Genomic DNA, 18,670 nt, shown 5'->3' on the forward strand with positions numbered 1-18,670 from the left:
TCCGGCGGATGCATGGGGGTCGCGGTCCCATGCTTTTTTTATGTCGTTGAAACCTCCTGTGTCTGCTGATATAATTTAGGAATGCAGTCTTGCATTTTGCAGGAGGGAAAAGAACGGGAATGGAAAACAAGAATCATCAGAAACAAATACGTAATTTTTCTATCATCGCCCATATTGACCATGGAAAATCGACGTTGGCAGATCGGATTTTGGAGAAAACGGGTGCTTTGTCCGAAAGGGAAATGCAAGATCAATTCCTGGATCAGATGGATTTGGAAAGAGAACGGGGAATTACCATCAAGTTGCAGACCGTGCGTATCCCCTACAAAGCCAAGGATGGGAAAGAGTATGTGTTAAACCTGATTGATACGCCGGGACATGTTGACTTTTCCTATGAAGTTTCCCGTTCTTTGCAAGCATGTGAAGGAGCGTTGTTGGTGGTGGATGCTTCCCAGGGGGTGGAAGCGCAGACGCTGGCCAACGTTTATTTGGCTTTGGAAAACGATCTTGAAATCATTCCCGTTATCAATAAAATCGATCTACCCAGCGCGGACCCGGAGCGCGTGAAGCAGGAAATTGAAGACGTGATTGGTTTGGATGCCAGTGATGCAGTCTTGGCATCGGCGAAAGCCGGCATCGGGATTGAAGAGATTCTGGAGCAGATTGTGGAAAAGGTTCCCCCGCCGGAAGCGGATGAATCCAGTCCGCTTAGGGCGCTCATTTTTGATTCGGTTTATGATTCCTATAAAGGCGTCATTATTTATACCCGTGTTTTTGAGGGGACGATCAAAAAGGGCATGGGCATCCGGATGATGGCATCGGGAAAAACCTTTGAAGTGACCGAAGTCGGCGTTTTCACACCGCGCCCCGTGATCACCAATGAGTTGAAGGCCGGTGAAGTGGGATTTGTCTGTGCCAACATCAAAAACGTGCGCGACACCCGGGTGGGGGACACGATCACCGACCGGGACCGTCCGGCTGCAGAGCCGTTGGCCGGTTACCGGCGCATCAATCCGATGGTCTTTTGCGGGTTGTATCCGGTGGATTCGTCCGACTACGACAATTTGCGGGAAGCCCTTGAAAAGCTGGAATTGAATGATGCTTCCTTGTCTTTTGAGCCTGAGACCTCACAAGCGCTCGGATTCGGTTTCCGTTGCGGTTTTCTGGGGCTTTTGCACATGGAAATTGTCCAGGAACGGATTGAACGGGAATTTGGAATTGAATTGATCACCACCGCTCCCAGTGTGGTATACCGGATTCACAAAACCGATGGCACGATGTTGGAAATCGAAAATCCGACCTTGATGCCGCCGGTGCAGGAGATTGACCGGGTGGAAGAGCCGTATGTGAAAGCCAGCATCATGGTTCCCAATGACTATGTCGGTGCGGTGATGGAAATATGTCAAAATAAAAGAGGACAATACGTCAATATGGATTACCTGGATCAAAACCGGGTCAACCTGGTTTATGAGTTGCCTTTGGCCGAGATTGTATACGACTTTTTCGACCAATTGAAATCCAACACCAAAGGGTATGCCTCCTTTGATTATGAATTGATCGGTTACAAGGAAGCGAATCTGGTGAAACTGGACATTCTCCTCAATGGAGAGATTGTGGATGCCTTGTCGTTTATCGTCCACCGGGATCGTGCCTATCAGCGCGGCCGGGCGTTGGTGGAAAAGCTGAAAAGCCTGATTCCGCGGCAAATGTTTGAAGTGCCCGTACAGGCGGCCATCGGCAACAAGGTGATCGCAAGGGAAACCATCCGTGCCGTACGGAAAAATGTTTTGGCCAAATGCTACGGCGGCGACGTCAGCCGCAAAAGAAAGCTGCTTGAAAAGCAAAAAGAAGGAAAGAAAAGAATGAAGTCTGTGGGAAGCGTGGACGTTCCCCAGGAAGCATTCATGGCCGTGCTGAAGATTGACGAACAGAAATAAAGAGGAAAAGCCGCAGGCGGGTGCAACGCTTGCGGCTTTTATCAAGGAGGTGGGGGTTTTGCCGCCCAAATCGGTTTATGTTCATATTCCTTTTTGTACAAATAAATGTTATTACTGTGACTTTACGGCTTATGTCGTGGGCGGACAGCCGGTGGATGATTATTTGGATGCGCTGAAGCGGGAAATGGAGATGGTGACGGAAGCAGCCAAGCCGCAAGAAATTGAAACCATTTTTATCGGAGGCGGCACCCCGACCGTGTTGACTCCAAAGCAAATGGAAAAACTCCTTCGGGATTTGCGTCTTCATTTTCCGGATTGGTCCGACCAGCTTGAATTCACCGTTGAAGCCAATCCCGGCACCACCAGTCCCGAACTGCTTTCCGTCATGCGCGAAGGCGGCGTGAACCGGATCAGTTTTGGGGCGCAAACCTTCCGGCCGGATCTGTTAAAGCGAATCGGGCGCATTCACAGCGCCGGGGAAATCCGGGAAAGTGTCGACGCCGCCCGCATGGCCGGTTTTGACAACATCTCACTGGATCTGATGTTCGGCCTCCCGACGCAAACCGTCGACGATCTGAAACATACATTAAATGAAGCCATGTCACTCGATCCGGGTCATTTTTCCTGTTACAGTCTGAAAATTGAAGAGGGTACGGTGTTTTATCACTTGCACCAACGGAAGGAATTGCCGCTTCCGACGGAGGACGAAGAGTTTGAGATGTACCAATGCATCCGTTCGTTTATGCGGGAAAAGGGGTATATCCAATATGAAGTGAGCAATTTTGCCAAACCCGGAAGGGAGAGCAGGCACAATACCACGTATTGGCTGAATGAGGAATACTATGGTTTGGGAACCGGGGCGCACGGCTATGTCGGTTCCACCCGCTACGCGAACGTGACGGGGGTTCGGGCCTATATCGATCAAATCCGGCAGGGGCATTTGCCGGTGAAAGAATCGTATCAGGTCAGTCCGGAAGAAGATATGGAAAACTTCATGATCCTGGGGCTTCGCCTGTTAAAAGGGGTGAAACGATCCCGTTTTGACCGCCGGTACGGTTGCCGGCCGGAAGAAGTGTTTGATACGGTTTTGAGGAATTTGCAAAGTCAAAAATTCATCAAAATGGAGGGAGACTGGATCTCCTTGACGGAAAAAGGGCTTTTGTTTGGAAATGAGGTGTTCGCCTCATTTCTCAACGGCGTGGAATTATAGAGGCATCCGTTGACATCATTTCAGCCGTTTGGTAATTTAAAAATAGTATTTTTAGCACTCGTCCTTCAGGAGTGCTAACAAGGAGGGAAGGCAGATGTTAAGCGAGCGGCAGAAGATGATCCTTTGGGCAGTCATTGATGATTACATCTTATCGGCTGAACCGGTTGGTTCACGCACGGTTTCCAAAAAGGAAGGAATTCATTTTAGTGCCGCAACGGTTCGCAACGTCATGGCTGATCTGGAAGAGATGGGATTTTTGGAACAACCGCACACATCTGCCGGAAGAGTACCTTCACAAAAAGGGTATCGTTTTTATGTCGATCATTTGTTGAAGCCGTATATGTGGTCAAAGAAGGATTTAATGGCTTTGCATGATTATTACGTCACACGGATGGATCATGTCGAGCAAGCAATCAAACATACCAACTCGATTTTGTCACAACTGACCAATTATATGACCTTTATCTTGGGGCCGAAAATTTCGGAAAGCAGATTGAAACACCTGCAAATCGTTCCGCTGAATGACCGGACCGCAGTTTCCATATTGGTTACGGATACGGGCCATGTCTATCAACAGCACATCACCGTTCCTGAAGGGGTATCATTGTCGGAGATTGAGCGGTTGACGAATTTCCTCCGTTTCCGTTTGACCGGTTCTCCCATTTCCAAATTAAAGCGGATTGTCGTCAAAGAGCTGGCTGACGAATTGCAGAGACATGTGGACCATTTTGAAAAACTGACAGACTTGCTGGACCAAATTCTGCTGGCCCGGCCGGACGAACGCTTGTATACCAGCGGGACGACGAAGATTTTGGAACAACCTGAATTCCGCGATGTGGATAAAATGAAATCCCTGCTCGACTTCCTTGAAAATGACGATGAGATCATATCCCTTCTCCAAACTTCTTCCGAAGGGGTGCAGGTCCGCATTGGGTATGAAAACCATTTGGAAGCAGTGAGGGATTGTAGTATCATTTCCGCATCGTATATGATTAATGGGGAACCTGTTGGCACAATCGGCGTGTTGGGCCCGACCCGGATGGATTACGGGCGGGTGATCGGAATCATTCAGTTGTTGGCAAAAGATTTCTCAAGGCGTTTGGATTCGTTTTTTTGAAAATGGAGATTAATGGATTATCATGGTTTTGAGAGGGAGGGGGATCTGAATCCCCCGTCCCTGTGTATAGAAAGGGGGGAATACCCGTTGCCCGAAAACGAGTCTTTTGTCCGTAATCCGGATGCGCGGATTTCGGCGTTGGAGAGTAATGCCAAAGCCGTAAAAGAGGTGGCTTCAGCCGTATCTTCCACCCTGGGGCCCAAGGGGCTGGATACGATGCTGGTCAACTCCAAAAACGAAGTGGTGGTCACCAATGACGGCGTTACCATCCTCGAATTGATGAAGACGGAGCATCCGGCTGCGAAAATGATTGTCAACGTTGCCAAAGCACAGCAGGAGGAAATGGGGGATGGAACGACCACCGCCACGTTGCTGGCCTCCGCGCTGGTGGATGAAGGGGTTAAACAAGTGGCGCACGGGGTTCCTGTAACCAAAGTCATTGACGGGATACAAAAGGGAATCCGGTTTGCATTGCACAAAATGCAGGAAAAAGCACGTCCCATTTACGAATTAGATGATGAATGGCTGCAGCGGATTGCCTTCACCGCCTGCCGCGAGGATGAAGACATCACAATGGCGGTGACGGAAGCCGCGTATATATTGGGACGGGAAAAGTTGTTGGATAAAGGATTTAAGTTTTCATCCTGTGTAATGGCCCATCCCCGTAGCGAGACACGGGTGGTTCCGGGGGTCCTTCTCAAGCAGCCTCATATGGACAGTGAGGTGCAGCGGAAAAAAGGAGAGACGCTTGTGCTCGTTTTGGCGGATTCTCTGGAGCCGGATCAAGATCCGAAAGATTTCGCGTCGGATGATGAGAACAACAAACAAGAAAGATTAAAAGAAGAGTTTTATGTGATGTTGGAACACATCATCCATTTAAATGTGGGGCTGATTGTGGCAGGAGGTTCTGTTGATCCGTATGCAGAGAGTGTTTTTGCGGATGCAGGGATTGTCGTGGTGGAAAACGTGGCAGAGGATGATCTGAGAAAAGTCGCGGAACACACCCGCGCGAGGATTGTGAAGCGGAGTGCTTTGCGCCGCAGCTTGCCGGACGGCATGAAGCCGTTTTTGGGTGTGTGCAAAGAGGTTGCCGGCGACAACGAGCTTCAATGTGTGAGCGTGACCGGCGGTCAAGGAAAGCCGTATGCCACCATTGTTGTCGGAGCGACCACGGAAGATGTGATTAAAGAGCAGGAACGCATTGCCAAAGATGCGGCATCGGCGGTGCAGGCTGCCATCCGGGGCGGTTTTGTGCCGGGAGGAGGCGCCGTTGAGTTGTTTATTGCCCGCCATGTGGAACATTACCGGGAAACCATCCAGGGAACGGAACGGTTTGGCGTGTCTGCCGTGGCGGAAGCTCTCCAAAAGCCGATGAAACAAGTTGTGGCCAATGCAGGCTTTAATCCGTTGGAAAAGATCGAGTCCGTCAAGGTTTTTCAAGCCAAACGTCAATCCGACTCCTTGGGGGTGGATTGCGATCGTGGCACAATTGTCGATATGATTGAAATGGGTGTGGTCGATCCGTTGTTGGTGAAAGCACATGCACTGAAAACAGCCGGTGAGGTTGCGATCGCCATCTTGCGAATTCATGCCATTGTGAAAATGAAGGAAAACCCCGTTTCAAAAACTTAGGAGGATTTTTAAGATGAATCAAGAAAAAGATGAGCTCCAGCATCAACCGGAAGAAGCCCGTTTAGAGCAGGAGCAAAATCGGGAAGAAAAAGAATTACATATCCAAAAGGAACCACCGAAGGAAGAGGCAGTTTCCGAAGAAGAAAAAGACGGCGGGAAAGTGCTTGAAAAGTTGGAGGCAGAGTTGGAAGAAGCGAGACAATCTGCAGATCATTGGAAAAAACAAGCAGAAGAAAACAAAGAATTGTATTTGCGGGCGTTGGCCGATTACGAGAACTACCGCCGGCGTGCCCGCAAGGAAAAAGAGGAAGCGTTGAAATACAGTGTGGTTCCTTTTTTGGAAAATCTGTTGCCGGTCCTTGACAATTTCGAGAGGGCGCTTGATGCCGCTGACGCCAATCAGGATGTCCAGGCGCTTCAAGAAGGCATAGAAATGGTGTACCGGCAATTTTTAAATGTGTTGTCCCAAGCGGGACTCACTTTGATTGAAACTGAAGGGAAACCATTCAATCCTCATGAACACAATGCGGTGATGCAGGTTGAAGCGGATGATGTGGAATCCGGAATGGTGGTTGAGGAATTGCAACCGGGGTACCGGTATTTGGATCGCGTCATTCGTCCTTCAATCGTGAAAGTCAGTAAATAGATAACATCTATCTTCATATTTGTCACTGAAGTGGGAGGTAGCAGTTTATGGGTAAAGTGATTGGAATTGATTTGGGTACAACCAACTCATGTGTCGCGTTTATGGATGGTAAAGAAGCGGTGGTCATTGCCAATGCGGAGGGAGGGCGCACCACTCCTTCGGTTGTCGGCTTTTCGAAAACCGGGGAACGTTTGATCGGGGAAGCTGCAAAACGGCAAGCAATCACCAACCCGGACAAAACCATTGTTTCGATCAAACGTCACATGGGAACGGACTATAAAGTGGACATTGACGGAAAAAAATATACTCCGCAAGAAATCTCGGCGATGATCCTGCAAAAGCTGAAACAAGACGCTGAAAGCTACCTGGGGGAAGAAGTCACGCAAGCGGTCATTACCGTGCCGGCTTATTTTAATGACAGTCAACGTCAAGCCACCAAAGATGCGGGAAAAATTGCCGGGCTTGAAGTGCTTCGGATCATTAACGAGCCGACGGCCGCCGCGCTTGCTTATGGTTTGGACAACACCGATGATCAAAAAGTTTTGGTGTTTGACCTCGGTGGAGGAACCTTTGACGTTTCCATCTTGGAGTTAGGCGATGGGGTTTTTGAAGTTTTGGCCACCAGCGGAGACAACCAATTGGGTGGGGACGACTTCGACCAAGTGATCATGGATTATCTGATCGAAGAGTTCCAAAAAGAAAACGGAATTGATTTGCGGAAAGATCCCAATCACACCCAAGTGATGCAACGTCTGAAAAATGAAGCGGAAAAAGCGAAAAAAGACTTGTCCGGTGTGTTGACCACGACGATTTCCCTGCCGTTTTTGACCGCTGATGAAACCGGACCGAAACACTTGGAAGTCACCTTGACCAGAGCGAAATTTGAAGAGCTGAGCGCGGATTTGATTGAAAGAACGATGGTTCCGACTCGCCAAGCTTTGAATGATGCCGGATTGAAACCGGAAGACATTGACCGGGTTCTCCTGGTAGGGGGATCGACACGGATTCCGGCCGTTCAGGAAGCCATTAAAAAATTGATCGGAAAAGAACCCAGCAAAGGGGTCAATCCGGATGAAGTGGTGGCCATGGGTGCGGCCATTCAAGGCGGTGTCTTGTCCGGCGATGTGAAAGACGTTGTTCTTCTGGATGTCACCCCGCTTTCCCTTGGAATCGAAACCCTCGGTGGCGTCTTCACCAAATTGATTGAACGGAATACGACCATCCCGACGGAGAAATCTCAAATCTTCTCCACTGCCGCCGACAACCAAACCACGGTGGATATTCACGTTCTGCAAGGGGAACGGGAAATGGCAGCGGACAACAAAACATTGGGACGTTTCCAATTGACCGACATTCCGCCGGCACCTCGCGGCATCCCGCAAATCGAAGTCACCTTCAAAATTGATGCAAACGGGATTGTCAATGTATCGGCGAAAGATAAAGCAACCGGAAAAAGTCAAGCCATCACCATTCAATCTTCCAGCGGTTTGTCCGACGAAGAGATTGAACGGATGGTGAAAGATGCCGAATTGCATGCGGAAGAGGATAAAAAACGAAAAGAAAAAGTGGAGCTTCGTAACAAAGCCGACCAGCTGATTTTCACCACGGACAAAACCTTGAAAGATCTTGGCGACAAAGTGGACGCCGGAGATAAAGACAAGGCGGAAAAAGCCAAAGATGAGTTGAAAAAAGCCTTGGAAAAAGATGACGACGAAGCCATCAAAAAAGGCATTGAAGAACTGGAACAAGCCGTACAACAACTTTCCATCAAACTGTACGAACGAATGCAACAACAAAGTGCCCAACAAAGCCAAGGGGGCAGTGACAACTCCGGTCAGAAGAAAGATGACAATGTCGTGGAAGCCGAATACGAAGAAGTGAAAGAGGATGAGAAGTAAGGAGGAGCAGGAAGAGTTCTCCTCGACTGGAAAGTCAGCGTCGGGGCTCTGCCTTGAGTTGACTTTCCCTTTTTTTGTGAAAGGTCAAAACCAAATCGTTTCATCAATGAAGGGGAGGTGACCCGGTGAGCAAGCGCGATTATTATGAGGTGCTTGGCGTGAGTCGTGATGCCTCGGAAAGCGAGATACGGAAAGCCTATCGGAAATTGGCGCGTAAATACCACCCGGATGTAAACAAAGAAAAAGATGCGGAACAGAAATTTAAAGAGATTAAAGAAGCTTATGAAGTCTTGAGCGATCCGCAGAAAAAGGCACAATATGACCGCTTTGGACATGCCGATCCCAACCAGGGGTTCGGGGGGGCTGGCGGTTTTGAAGCCGATTTTGGTTTTGGAGACATTTTTGACATGTTTTTCGGCGGCGGCCGCCGCAGCACCAATCCGCATGCTCCCCGCAAAGGGGCTGATTTGGAATACCGTTTGACAGTGGAGTTTAAAGATGCGGTTTTTGGGAAAAATGTGGAAGTGGCGATTCCGCGAACCGAAACGTGTGAAAAATGTCATGGTTCCGGGGCCAAACCCGGAACCCAACCGGAAACCTGTTCCACCTGTCAAGGAACCGGTCAATCCGAAGTGGTGCAAAATACGCCTTTCGGCCGCATTGTGAACCGGCGGATTTGTCAGGTATGTAACGGATCGGGTAAAATCATCCGTGAAAAATGCAGCGGATGTTCCGGAACCGGCCAAGTGAAACGGAAAAAGAAAATCAACGTCAAAATTCCTGCCGGGATTCATGAAGGTGCCCAACTGCGCGTGAGCGGGGAGGGAGAACCCGGCCAAAACGGCGGACCGGCAGGGGACTTATACATTACCGTTTATATCAAACCGCATGAATTCTTCAAAAGAGAAGGTGACGATTTGGTCTGTGAACTGCCGATCACCTTTGGACAGGCTGCATTGGGAGATGAAGTGATCGTCCCCACCTTAAACGGCCGTGCCAAACTGAAAGTTCCTGCCGGCACACAGACCGGAACCGAGTTTCGCCTTCGCGGAAAAGGTGTTCCCCGTTTACGCGGATACGGGGAAGGGGATTTGCGCGTGAAAGTCCGTGTGGTCACACCAACCAAATTGACGGAGGAACAAAAAGAAGCCTTGCGCCATTTCAGCCATTTATGCGGCGAATATATCAAACAAGAACAAAGCACGAACTTTTTCGATAAGATGAAACAGGCATTTCGAGGCGAGTAAAGAGGGAAACGGGCAATTTCGCCCGTTTTTTCTTTGAGGTGAAGGGAGCAATGAGCGGATGGATTGGCTGGAAGTGAGTGTCCGTACAAGCCACGAGTCGGCAGAAGCCATCAGTGAATTCTTACAGGAGATGGGGGCCGACGGGGTTGCCATAGAAGATTCGAACGTCTTGCATCAGGATTTTGAAAAGCGTTATGGGGAAATCATCGAATTGACCCCGGAGGATTATCCGGAAGAGGGCGTGGTCATCAAAGCTTATTTGTCTGATTTGCAATCGGTCGATCCGGAAATCCTGAAAAAAAGAATCAAGGAGAAATTGGAATCGCTGAAGCAATACGGATTGTCCCCCGGGCAAGGGTTGGTGGGGATCCGAAGCATGAGTGAACAGTCTTGGGAAAATGAATGGAAAACATACTACAAGCCGGTCCGGGTGACGGATACGATCACCATCAAGCCGGTGTGGGAGGATTATCAGCCGGAAAGCCCGGATGAAAAAATCGTCCGGCTGGATCCCGGAATGGCCTTTGGAACCGGGACGCATCCGACAACCAAACTGTGTATCCAGTGTTTGGAAAAATATTTGCCGCGCGATGCCAAGGTGATAGATGTGGGATGCGGAAGCGGCATTTTAAGCATTGTATCCGCCATGCTCGGTGCGAAAAACGTTTTGGCGTTGGATTATGATCCCCTGGCCGTGGAAAAGGCAAAAGAAAACATTGGTCTCAATCCAATCGAAAGCGGGATCCGGGTGGAAAAAGGCGATTTGTTAAAAGGGGTGTCCCAAACGGCGGATGTTGTCGTCGGCAATCTGTTGGCCGAATTGATTCTGCCGATGGTTCCGGATTTGCCGCGTGTCTTGGTGCCCGGCGGCATTTTTATCGGCTCGGGGATTATTGAAGAAAAAGCCGATGCAGTGGAACAGTCTCTGGTTTCGTGCGGGCTTCAAGTGCTGGAAAAGATTCATATGGATGGCTGGGTAGCCATTGTGGCAAAAAAATGGTAAAATGGCAGGAGTGTCAAATGCAAAGATATTTTGTATCCGAAGACGCATTTCAAGGTGAATTCGTTTGGTTAACAGGGGAAGAAGTGCACCACATTCGCAACGTGATGCGGTTTCAGCCCAATGATCAAATCATTGTCTGTAAAGAAGATGGAATGGATTATCTGTGCTCCATTTCGGAAATCAACCGCAACGAAATCCTTTGCGAAGTGGTGGAAAAACGGCCTTCGAAAGGAGAGCCGAAAACTAGGATTACTGTTGCCCCTTCTTTGGTGAGAAGCAATAAACTCGAATGGATCATACAAAAGGGGACCGAAATCGGTGCTGTTTCCTTTCAGCCCTTTTGTTCTGAACGTTCATTGATCCATATAGATGATAAAAAGGAAAGAAAGAAGCGGGAGCGTTGGCAACGGATTGCAAAGGAAGCGGCCGAACAGTCGCATCGCGGCAAAGTGCCGGCTGTCTTGCCTGCTTTGTCATGGAAAGAATTTCTCGCTGAGATGGAAAGGTTTCCGCTTGTTCTCATCGCGTATGAAAAAGGGGGAGTCCCCATCCGTCAAGCGATGGCCGGCTCGCAAGCGGATGAAATCATGCTTGTGACCGGACCGGAAGGCGGGTTTACTGAAGCCGAAATCGATGAGGCCAAAGCAAGGGGAGCCGTGCCGGTCACATTGGGAAACCGGATTCTCAGAGCCGAGACAGCACCGCTGGTTGCTCTTTCTTGCATATTGTTTGCAAGACATGAATTGGGAGGTGAAACACAGTGAAAACGGTGGCTTTTCATACGTTGGGTTGTAAAGTGAATGCCTATGAAACCGAAGCCATCTGGCAAATGTTTAAAAAAGCGGATTACAAACGGGTGGAATTTGAAGAGGAAGCCGATGTTTATGTGATCAACACTTGTACGGTCACCAATACGGGAGACCGGAAAAGCCGGCAAATGATCCGCCGGGCGATCCGGCGCAATCCTGACGCGGTCATCGCGGTGACCGGTTGCTATGCCCAAACCTCCCCTGCCGAAGTGGCTGCGATTCCCGGGGTGGATGTCGTGGTCGGGACACAAGGGCGCGAAAAGCTGATCGATTATGTGGAACAATACATGCGGGAACGTGAACCGATCAACGCTGTGGGGAACATCATGAAGCAACGCAAGTTTGAAGAATTGGATGTGCCCACGTTTTCGGACCAAACCCGGGCATATCTCAAAATCCAGGAAGGATGCAACAACTTTTGCACGTTCTGCATTATTCCCTGGGCGAAAGGGTTGTCCCGCAGCCGTCAGCCTGAAAATGTCCTGAAACAAGCGCGCCAGTTGGTGGATGCCGGTTATAAAGAGATTGTCCTGACCGGTATTCACACAGGTGGTTACGGGGATGACTTTGAAGATTACAAGCTGGCTGACTTGTTGTGGGATTTGGATAAAATTGAAGGGTTGAAAAGAATCCGGATCAGTTCCATTGAAGCCAGCCAGATCGATGACCGGGTGATCGAGGTGTTGAACGCATCCGAAAAAATGTGCCGCCACCTGCATATTCCGTTGCAGGCGGGAGATGACGCCGTGTTAAAACGGATGCGCCGCAAATATACGACAGAAGAATACAGGGAAAAAATCATGAAGTTGCATGAAGCCATGCCGGATGTGGCGATCACCACCGACGTGATTGTCGGCTTCCCGGGAGAAACGGAAGAACAATTTGAGCGCGGATACCGTTTTATTGAAGACTTGAAAATGTATCAGCTGCATGTCTTCCCATACTCCAAAAGAACCGGAACCCCCGCCGCCCGCATGCCGGACCAAGTGCCGGAAGAAGTGAAACACGAACGGGTCCGCAAGCTTATTGAACTGTCCAAACGGTTGACGGTGGAGTATGCCCGGCGTTTTGTGGGCGAAGTGGTGGAAGTGATTCCGGAACAACCGTTTAAAGAGGACCCGGACAGCGGGCTTTATATGGGTTATTCGGATAACTACCTGCAAGTGGTTTTCCCGGCTGATCCCGAATGGGTTGGAAAAGTTTGCCGGGTGAAAATTGATCGTGTTGATCCGGAGTATTGTTACGGCACTTTCGTGCGTGTGGTGGATGAAGTGCCCCGTCCGGCCAGGGTTGGTTGAGGTCGGGATGGAAAAAGGTTGTTAACCGGTCGGGGTTGACAACCTTTTTTCTTACCTTTTTTTAAAGGAGGAAGGAAGTTGAAAGAGATTTCTGCAGGCGGTGTTGTGTTTCGGGAAAAGCACGGAAGATACGAGATTTTGATGATTAAAGACCGTTTTGAACATTGGACGTTGCCGAAAGGAAAACAAGAGCCGGGCGAAACCGTTGAGGAAACAGCCTTGAGGGAAATCGAAGAGGAAACGGGGATCAAAGGGGAAATTCTGCGTCCCCTGGTGACCGTGCAGTATACATATGAACATCTGCAGCACGGGGAAACGGACAAGGTTGTGCACTATTTTTTGGTGAAAGCGATGGACGGAACAGAATCCCCTCAGTTGGAAGAGATAGATGATGTCACATGGCTCACGGTGAAAGAAGCGTTGTCAAGACAAGCGCTTCACGGCTATTCGAATAATCAGGAGGTCATGGATCAGGCAGTTGATTTCCTGACCAATGAGTGCGGTTAAAAGCTTGCTTTTTCGGGAACCAGACGGGTGATAAAGCGGGCGAATTGGTCGCAAAACGGAAGCACCGCGATGGAACAAATGAGATTGAACAAGGTCTGAATGTGGGCGATTTGCGTTGCCGGATCTCCGGACAAATACGGAGCCAGCCGGGCGATGACCGGTATGAACGGGGTGAACAAGATGGCGCCTGCCACATTTAAGATCAGATGGGAAAGGGCGACTTGTTTGGCGGCAGGGATGGTGCGGATGGACGCCATGAGTGCTGTGACGCAGGTGCCGATGTTGCTTCCGAACACAACGGCAATAGCAAAAGGAAGCGGAATCACCTGGGCGGCATAAAATCCCATGGCCATGGCGATGCAGGCGCTGCTGCTGTGAATCAGCGCCGTAACCAGGATGCCTGCGGCAAGACCCGAAACAATGGGGTTTCCGCCGTGATGGATGAGCCAGGAAACCCATCCTTGTTCCTTCAGGGATTCCGTGATGCTTTGCATCCATTCGATTCCCCAAAAGATGGCTCCAAATCCGAGACAGACCGAGCCGGTGTTTTTGAGGAACGGATTGGAAAGCAAAGTGAGGCCGCCGCCGATGACCAACAGCGGAATGGCAAAATCTTCGATTTTCAAGGCCAGGATTTGGGTGGTGATGGTGGTTCCCACATTGCTTCCCAGGATGATTCCCAACGATTGGGAAAAAGTGAGCATACCGGCATTGACGAAACCGATGGTCAACACCGTCACGGCACTGCTGGACTGCAAAAAAGCGGTGGTGACCGTTCCGGTCCAAAAACTGCGCACCGGTGTTTTCGTGAATCGCAGCAACACGGACTGCAAGCGGTCACGGGCCAGGTTTTCCAAGCCTGTCCGCATCTTGGAAAGTCCCCATAAAAAAATAAAAAGACCAAACCCGAACGGAACCAACAATTGAATCGGCATCGGCTTGTTTCCCTCCTTGATTTGATTTATATGTGGACATGCGGAGGGAATGACCGATAAAATAAATAAAAGCCCTGCAACAGGGCTGGCGCATTATGCTTTTCTTTCTTCCGGTGCTGTTTCAACGGACAGGTCGCCCGGCTTTTCCCGGGGATGTTTCGGGATGAACGGGGGAGCGTCAAACCCGGTGAAGTCTGGGCGGTACAATTCCGGAAAGCCGGGCAAAGCACGTGCATGTTCTGAGCGGGTTTGGACCGGTGCCAGTTCCGGTGTCCCGAAAATGGCCCAAGTGCCCGTATGGGGATCTTCCGCCATGCGCGGCGGTTTGATGGACGGCCCGTCTTCCATTTGTTCCGGCAGCGAAGCGGAATTGTTTTCCTTTTTTGACTCCGCAAAGAATTGGCTCAGTTCTTCCCGGACGATTTTCCGGATCAGTTTCCGCAGTTGCGATGCCGATGGATGATTGCGTTGTGTCATGGTTTTCACCCCTTTTTTCCTTTCAGGCTGATATAGTGTATGTCAAACGGGAAAAATGGGTGAATACATAGATTGCCCTGAAAAAGTAGGGAGGGAACTTGTATGGCGGATTGCATTTTTTGCCAAATCGTGGAAGGGAAAATGCCTTCCAAAAAAGTGTACGAAGATGAATATGTTTACGCTTTTCATGACATTTCCCCGGCTGCTCCGACGCACATTTTGGTCATTCCGAAAAAACATATTCCGACGATCATGGACTTGAAGGAAGAAGACCAGATGCTGGCAGGGAAAGTGATGGCGGCAATTCAAAAAATTGCAAAAGAGTATCATTTGGATGAAAGAGGATTTCGGATTGTAAACAATGTCGGAAAAGAAGGCGGACAAACCGTCTATCACATTCATTTCCATTTGTTGGGTGGACGGACCCTGACCTGGCCTCCGGGTTGATTTTGACAGGAACCATTCTTATAAGATATAATATAAAATGATTATTTGTGTCTCCAACGGTGGTTCTCAGACGACTGTCTTGGAACCTTATTTTGGGCATCGTTGGCTGATTTTTTGAGCAGGTGTTGTTGTGCTGACCCTCCTCTGGGGGAAGGCCGCTCTCTTGTTTTTTTGCTTGAAATGTGTGGGTCTTTTTCCTTTGTTAGGCTGCCGGCCCAAAGCGGTCTAGCTGACCCGTGGAGGGAGGGAATAGCATGGTTGAAACTCGCGTTCGCAAAAACGAATCACTCGATGCCGCTTTGCGTCGTTTCAAGCGTTCTTGCGCCAAAGACGGGATTTTGGCCGAATACAGAAGACGCGAGCGCTATGAAAAGCCGAGTGTAAAACGCAAAAAGAAGTCGGAAGCGGCACGTAGAAAGCGCCGTTAGTGAGGTGGCATTTTTTGAGTTTGACGAATCAGTTGGATCAAGAGATGAAAATGGCACTGAAAAATAAGGATAAACAAAAATTATCCACCATTCGCATGTTGAAATCAGCGATAAAAAAAGAAGAAATCGATAAAAAGCGTCCGTTAAACGACGATGAAATCATCAGTGTCATCATGCGTGAAGTAAAACAACGCAAAGATTCATTGGCTGAATACAAAGCTGCCGGACGCGATGATTTGGCAGAGAAAGAGCAAGCTGAAATTGACATCCTCTCTGCTTATTTGCCGGAACAAATGTCCGAAGAGGAATTGAAAGCCCTTGTGCAACAAGTCATTGATGAAGTGGGGGCCGGTTCCAAAGCGGACATGGGCAAAGTGATGAGTGCGATCATGCCCAAAGTGAAGGGACGGGCAGAGGGAAGATTGGTCAATCGAATGGTTCAAGAAGCACTTCAGTAATGATTGCAGCGTGTTTATCCAAACACGCTGTTTTTTGTACCGGGAGGGGAGGGCGAACCGGGATGGAACTATCGGAATTTTTGATGAATCCCGCGGTGATGATGGTTATCCTTACCATCGGGCTCGTGGGTTTGCTGGTGGAGTTGTTTTCCCCGGGAGTCGGGCTTGGAGCGTTCATCGGTTTGGCCAGTTTTGCCGTTTTTTTCGGGACTTATATTCATGCCGGAACGGCCGGTGCAACCGAACCGTTGCTTTTTATCGCCGGAATCATTCTGATCTTGTTGGAAATTTTTTTGCCGACACTGGGGATTGTTGGAACAATTGGTTTGATTTTGGTGGCGGTTTCCATTTTCAATGCCGTTCCCATATTGAGCGAGGCCATTTGGATCGTGGCCGGAGCGGTCCTGCTCACGGCGGTGATCGTGTGGATCTTGATCCGTTTTTTGGGATGGGAAGTGAAATGGAACCGAGTGGTGCTCCGATCGTCTCAATCCAATGAGGAAGGGTATACGTCTTCAAAAGACCGGAACGAATTGCTCGGGCAAGTCGGAATCACTTTGACTCCGTTGCGCCCGTCCGGTTTTGCCAAGTTTGGCGATCGGAAGGAAGATGTTGTCAGTGAAGGAGAAATTATATCAAGAGGAGAAGAGGTAAAGGTTATTCATGTTGAAGGAATGCGTGTGGTTGTGAAGCGTGTGAAGGATTTGGATTCTGACCATTAACAACAAAAAGGAGAAATGGGTATGGATTTTGGTTCGTTGTTTTCGGTTATCTTGATTATCATCGCGATTTCCCTGTTTTTTTCCTTTGTTCCGGTCATGCTGTGGATCACGGCCATGGCCTCGGGGGTTTACATCGGTTTGACCACCCTGATCGGTATGCGGTTGCGCCGGATTACTCCTGCCCGCATTGTCAATCCGTTGATCAAGGCGCGTAAAGCCGGATTGAATGTGGATATTTCCCAATTGGAAACGCATTATTTGGCAGGCGGAAACGTGGATCGTGTGGTGGATGCTTTGATTGCGGCACAACGTGCCAATATCGACCTGGTGTTTGAACGGGCGGCAGCCATTGATTTGGCTGGACGGGACGTGCTGGAAGCCGTGCAGATGAGCGTCAACCCCAAAGTGATTGAAACCCCGGAAGTTTCTGCAGTTTGTAAAGACGGAATCGAAGTCAAGGTGATTGCGCGGGTGACGGTGCGTGCCAACATCGACCGTTTGGTCGGAGGCGCCGGTGAAGAAACCATCATTGCCCGCGTGGGGGAAGGGATTGTCACCACCAACGGATCGGCGGAAAACCACAAAGAAGTCTTGGAAAATCCCGACATGATCTCCAACACTGTTTTAAGCAAAGGTTTGGATGCGGGGACAGCGTTTGAAATCTTGTCCATTGACATTGCGGATGTCGATATCGGAAAAAACATCGGCGCTTCTTTGCAAATTGACCAAGCCGAAGCGGACAAGAAGATTGCCCAGGCGAGAGCCGAAGAACGGCGGGCCATGGCGGTGGCCGCGGAACAGGAAATGAAAGCACGCGTTCAAGAGATGAAAGCCAAAGTGATCGAGGCGGAGTCCCAGGTTCCATTGGCTTTGGCCGAAGCGTTGCGTTCCGGAAAAATGGGCTTTATGGATTATTACATGTTGCAAAATATTGAAGCCGACACCAAAATGCGCCGTTCCCTGCGCGGAGATGACCTCAAGGAGAATGGTGGAGATAAAGAATGATTTTTGAAGAAGTGAAGGAGAAGGTGGAAGGGAATCAGAGAGAGGAGACAAAAAATGATCCGGAGGCATCGCTTTGGCTGACCCGTTCCGAGCTTCGCCGGGGATTTTTGATGAGTGAAATTTTGGGAGCGCCCCGGGCCTTGAAACCATTTTCCTGGGTCCGGTATCGCCGCTTTTAATGCATATCAAACAAAAAGTCCGTTCCTTGCGGGGGAACGGACTTTTCTTTTTTATCCCAACCAAGGAAATAAATCTCTGTCATGGATTCAATCCGTACACTCATACTAAAAAAACAAAGGAGGTGAAGAAGGTGGCCAACCGTTCCAACCGATTGCTCGTTCCCGGTGCCCGGCAGGTCTTAAACCAGTTCAAAGAAGAAATTGCTTCGGAATTCGGAGTGAAGTTGGGTTCTGACACGGCGGCCCGTGCCAATGGTTCCGTCGGCGGTGAGATCACGAAACGGCTCATTTCGCAAGCGCAAAAACAATTGAATGAATAAACGGGTTGACAAGCATGGGTGATTCACGGTTCCCATGCTTTTTTGGTTGGAAGGAACGAAACATAACGGAGTACATCGAAGCATAAGGATGGTACAAAAGAAGGGGCGGGTGGAGAGGAAGGCTGAAAACCATGCGCAAATGGGCTTCGGATTGGTTGGATTTACCGGTTCATGTGGCAAGTGATGCTCCGCGGATTGAGATCATCGGCTCAATGACCATGCAAGTGGAAAATTATCAGGAGATTGAGAAATTTAACGCCGATGAATTGTTGCTAAAGACAAAAACCGGAATTTTGAAGATCGAAGGAAAGCAATTAAAAATCAAAGCCATTCAGCCTGAAGTGGTATGGGTTGAAGGAAAAATTCAGGGCTTTCAATTTCAGGAATAAGAGGAG

At 49.4% G+C, this 18,670-nt stretch carries 21 protein-coding genes; 19 read left to right on the forward strand and 2 right to left on the reverse strand.

Going from position 1 to position 18,670, the window contains the following annotated elements; genetic code table 11:
- The first annotated feature begins 119 nt into the window (after positions 1-119).
- From lepA to FA954_RS05165, 11 genes are all read left to right on the forward strand, one after another.
- Positions 120-1,937 (forward strand): translation elongation factor 4, encoded by a 1,818-nt coding sequence (gene lepA, locus FA954_RS05115; protein WP_062843142.1) that lies wholly within the window; start codon positions 120-122, stop codon positions 1,935-1,937.
- 58 nt (positions 1,938-1,995) lie between these two features.
- Positions 1,996-3,147 carry a radical SAM family heme chaperone HemW gene (hemW, locus tag FA954_RS05120; protein ID WP_082240633.1) on the forward strand — a complete coding sequence of 384 codons (1,152 nt, stop codon included), beginning with the start codon at positions 1,996-1,998 and terminating at the stop codon, positions 3,145-3,147.
- A gap of 94 nt (positions 3,148-3,241) precedes the next feature.
- Entirely contained in the window at positions 3,242-4,264 is a 1,023-nt protein-coding gene (gene hrcA / locus FA954_RS05125) for a heat-inducible transcriptional repressor HrcA (RefSeq protein WP_037994556.1), read from the forward strand.
- Positions 4,265-4,351: 87 nt separating this feature from the next.
- Positions 4,352-5,896, forward strand: coding sequence for a TCP-1/cpn60 chaperonin family protein (locus FA954_RS05130; protein ID WP_236533723.1), 1,545 nt, complete (start codon positions 4,352-4,354; stop codon positions 5,894-5,896).
- A gap of 13 nt (positions 5,897-5,909) precedes the next feature.
- On the forward strand, positions 5,910-6,542 hold the full coding sequence (gene grpE, locus FA954_RS05135; RefSeq protein WP_062843144.1) for a nucleotide exchange factor GrpE: 633 nt from the start codon (positions 5,910-5,912) through the stop codon (positions 6,540-6,542).
- 47 nt (positions 6,543-6,589) lie between these two features.
- A complete protein-coding gene (gene dnaK, locus FA954_RS05140) occupies positions 6,590-8,440 on the forward strand; it encodes a molecular chaperone DnaK (RefSeq protein ID WP_138614911.1) in 1,851 nt (616 codons plus the stop codon).
- Between the two features lie 125 nt (positions 8,441-8,565).
- Positions 8,566-9,687 (forward strand): molecular chaperone DnaJ, encoded by a 1,122-nt coding sequence (dnaJ, locus tag FA954_RS05145; protein WP_049720353.1) that lies wholly within the window; start codon positions 8,566-8,568, stop codon positions 9,685-9,687.
- Between the two features lie 58 nt (positions 9,688-9,745).
- A complete protein-coding gene (gene prmA, locus FA954_RS05150; RefSeq protein WP_138614912.1) occupies positions 9,746-10,690 on the forward strand; it encodes a 50S ribosomal protein L11 methyltransferase in 945 nt (314 codons plus the stop codon).
- A 17-nt stretch (positions 10,691-10,707) separates the two neighbouring features.
- Positions 10,708-11,454, forward strand: a complete 747-nt coding sequence (locus FA954_RS05155; RefSeq protein WP_037994549.1) for a 16S rRNA (uracil(1498)-N(3))-methyltransferase — start codon at positions 10,708-10,710, stop codon at positions 11,452-11,454.
- Complete coding sequence (gene mtaB / locus FA954_RS05160; RefSeq protein WP_037994545.1) at positions 11,451-12,797, forward strand: tRNA (N(6)-L-threonylcarbamoyladenosine(37)-C(2))-methylthiotransferase MtaB; 1,347 nt, start codon at positions 11,451-11,453, stop codon at positions 12,795-12,797. The genes FA954_RS05155 and mtaB overlap by 4 nt, the downstream gene beginning before the upstream one ends.
- 78 nt (positions 12,798-12,875) lie before the next feature.
- Positions 12,876-13,304, forward strand: a complete 429-nt coding sequence (locus tag FA954_RS05165) for an NUDIX hydrolase (RefSeq protein ID WP_037994539.1) — start codon at positions 12,876-12,878, stop codon at positions 13,302-13,304.
- Here the strand turns inward: FA954_RS05165 and FA954_RS05170 are convergent.
- Together FA954_RS05170 and FA954_RS05175 are read right to left on the reverse strand one after the other, a co-directional pair.
- Entirely contained in the window at positions 13,301-14,239 is a 939-nt protein-coding gene (locus FA954_RS05170) for a Na/Pi cotransporter family protein (protein WP_037994536.1), read from the reverse strand. The two genes, FA954_RS05165 and FA954_RS05170, sit on opposite strands and share 4 nt — an antisense overlap.
- Before the next feature lie 93 nt (positions 14,240-14,332).
- Positions 14,333-14,716 (reverse strand): hypothetical protein, encoded by a 384-nt coding sequence (locus FA954_RS05175; protein WP_037994535.1) that lies wholly within the window; start codon positions 14,714-14,716, stop codon positions 14,333-14,335.
- 102 nt (positions 14,717-14,818) lie between these two features.
- On the opposite strand from FA954_RS05175, the gene FA954_RS05180 reads away from it, so the two are divergent.
- The 8 genes from FA954_RS05180 to FA954_RS05215 all read left to right on the forward strand — a co-directional run bounded on the left by FA954_RS05180 (position 14,819) and on the right by FA954_RS05215 (position 18,664).
- Positions 14,819-15,163, forward strand: a complete 345-nt coding sequence (locus tag FA954_RS05180) for a histidine triad nucleotide-binding protein (protein ID WP_037994532.1) — start codon at positions 14,819-14,821, stop codon at positions 15,161-15,163.
- Positions 15,164-15,417: 254 nt separating this feature from the next.
- Positions 15,418-15,591 (forward strand): 30S ribosomal protein S21, encoded by a 174-nt coding sequence (gene rpsU / locus FA954_RS05185; RefSeq protein ID WP_037994530.1) that lies wholly within the window; start codon positions 15,418-15,420, stop codon positions 15,589-15,591.
- Between the two features lie 44 nt (positions 15,592-15,635).
- Positions 15,636-16,049, forward strand: a complete 414-nt coding sequence (locus FA954_RS05190; RefSeq protein WP_425329140.1) for a GatB/YqeY domain-containing protein — start codon at positions 15,636-15,638, stop codon at positions 16,047-16,049.
- A gap of 62 nt (positions 16,050-16,111) precedes the next feature.
- Complete coding sequence (locus FA954_RS05195; RefSeq protein WP_049720350.1) at positions 16,112-16,771, forward strand: NfeD family protein; 660 nt, start codon at positions 16,112-16,114, stop codon at positions 16,769-16,771.
- A 15-nt stretch (positions 16,772-16,786) separates the two neighbouring features.
- Positions 16,787-17,776, forward strand: a complete 990-nt coding sequence (gene floA, locus FA954_RS05200) for a flotillin-like protein FloA (protein ID WP_413470650.1) — start codon at positions 16,787-16,789, stop codon at positions 17,774-17,776.
- The gene (locus FA954_RS05205) at positions 17,773-17,955 is read left to right on the forward strand and encodes a hypothetical protein (RefSeq protein ID WP_037994524.1); all 183 of its coding nucleotides are present in this window, start codon (positions 17,773-17,775) and stop codon (positions 17,953-17,955) included. The genes floA and FA954_RS05205 overlap by 4 nt, the downstream gene beginning before the upstream one ends.
- Positions 17,956-18,086: 131 nt before the next feature.
- Complete coding sequence (locus tag FA954_RS13810) at positions 18,087-18,275, forward strand: alpha/beta-type small acid-soluble spore protein (protein WP_037994523.1); 189 nt, start codon at positions 18,087-18,089, stop codon at positions 18,273-18,275.
- 131 nt (positions 18,276-18,406) lie between these two features.
- On the forward strand, positions 18,407-18,664 hold the full coding sequence (locus FA954_RS05215; protein ID WP_037994522.1) for a YabP/YqfC family sporulation protein: 258 nt from the start codon (positions 18,407-18,409) through the stop codon (positions 18,662-18,664).
- Positions 18,665-18,670: the final 6 nt, after the last annotated feature.

Origin of the sequence: Thermoactinomyces vulgaris (assembly GCF_005886755.1) — a bacterium.
GTDB lineage: Bacteria > Bacillota > Bacilli > Thermoactinomycetales > Thermoactinomycetaceae > Thermoactinomyces > Thermoactinomyces vulgaris.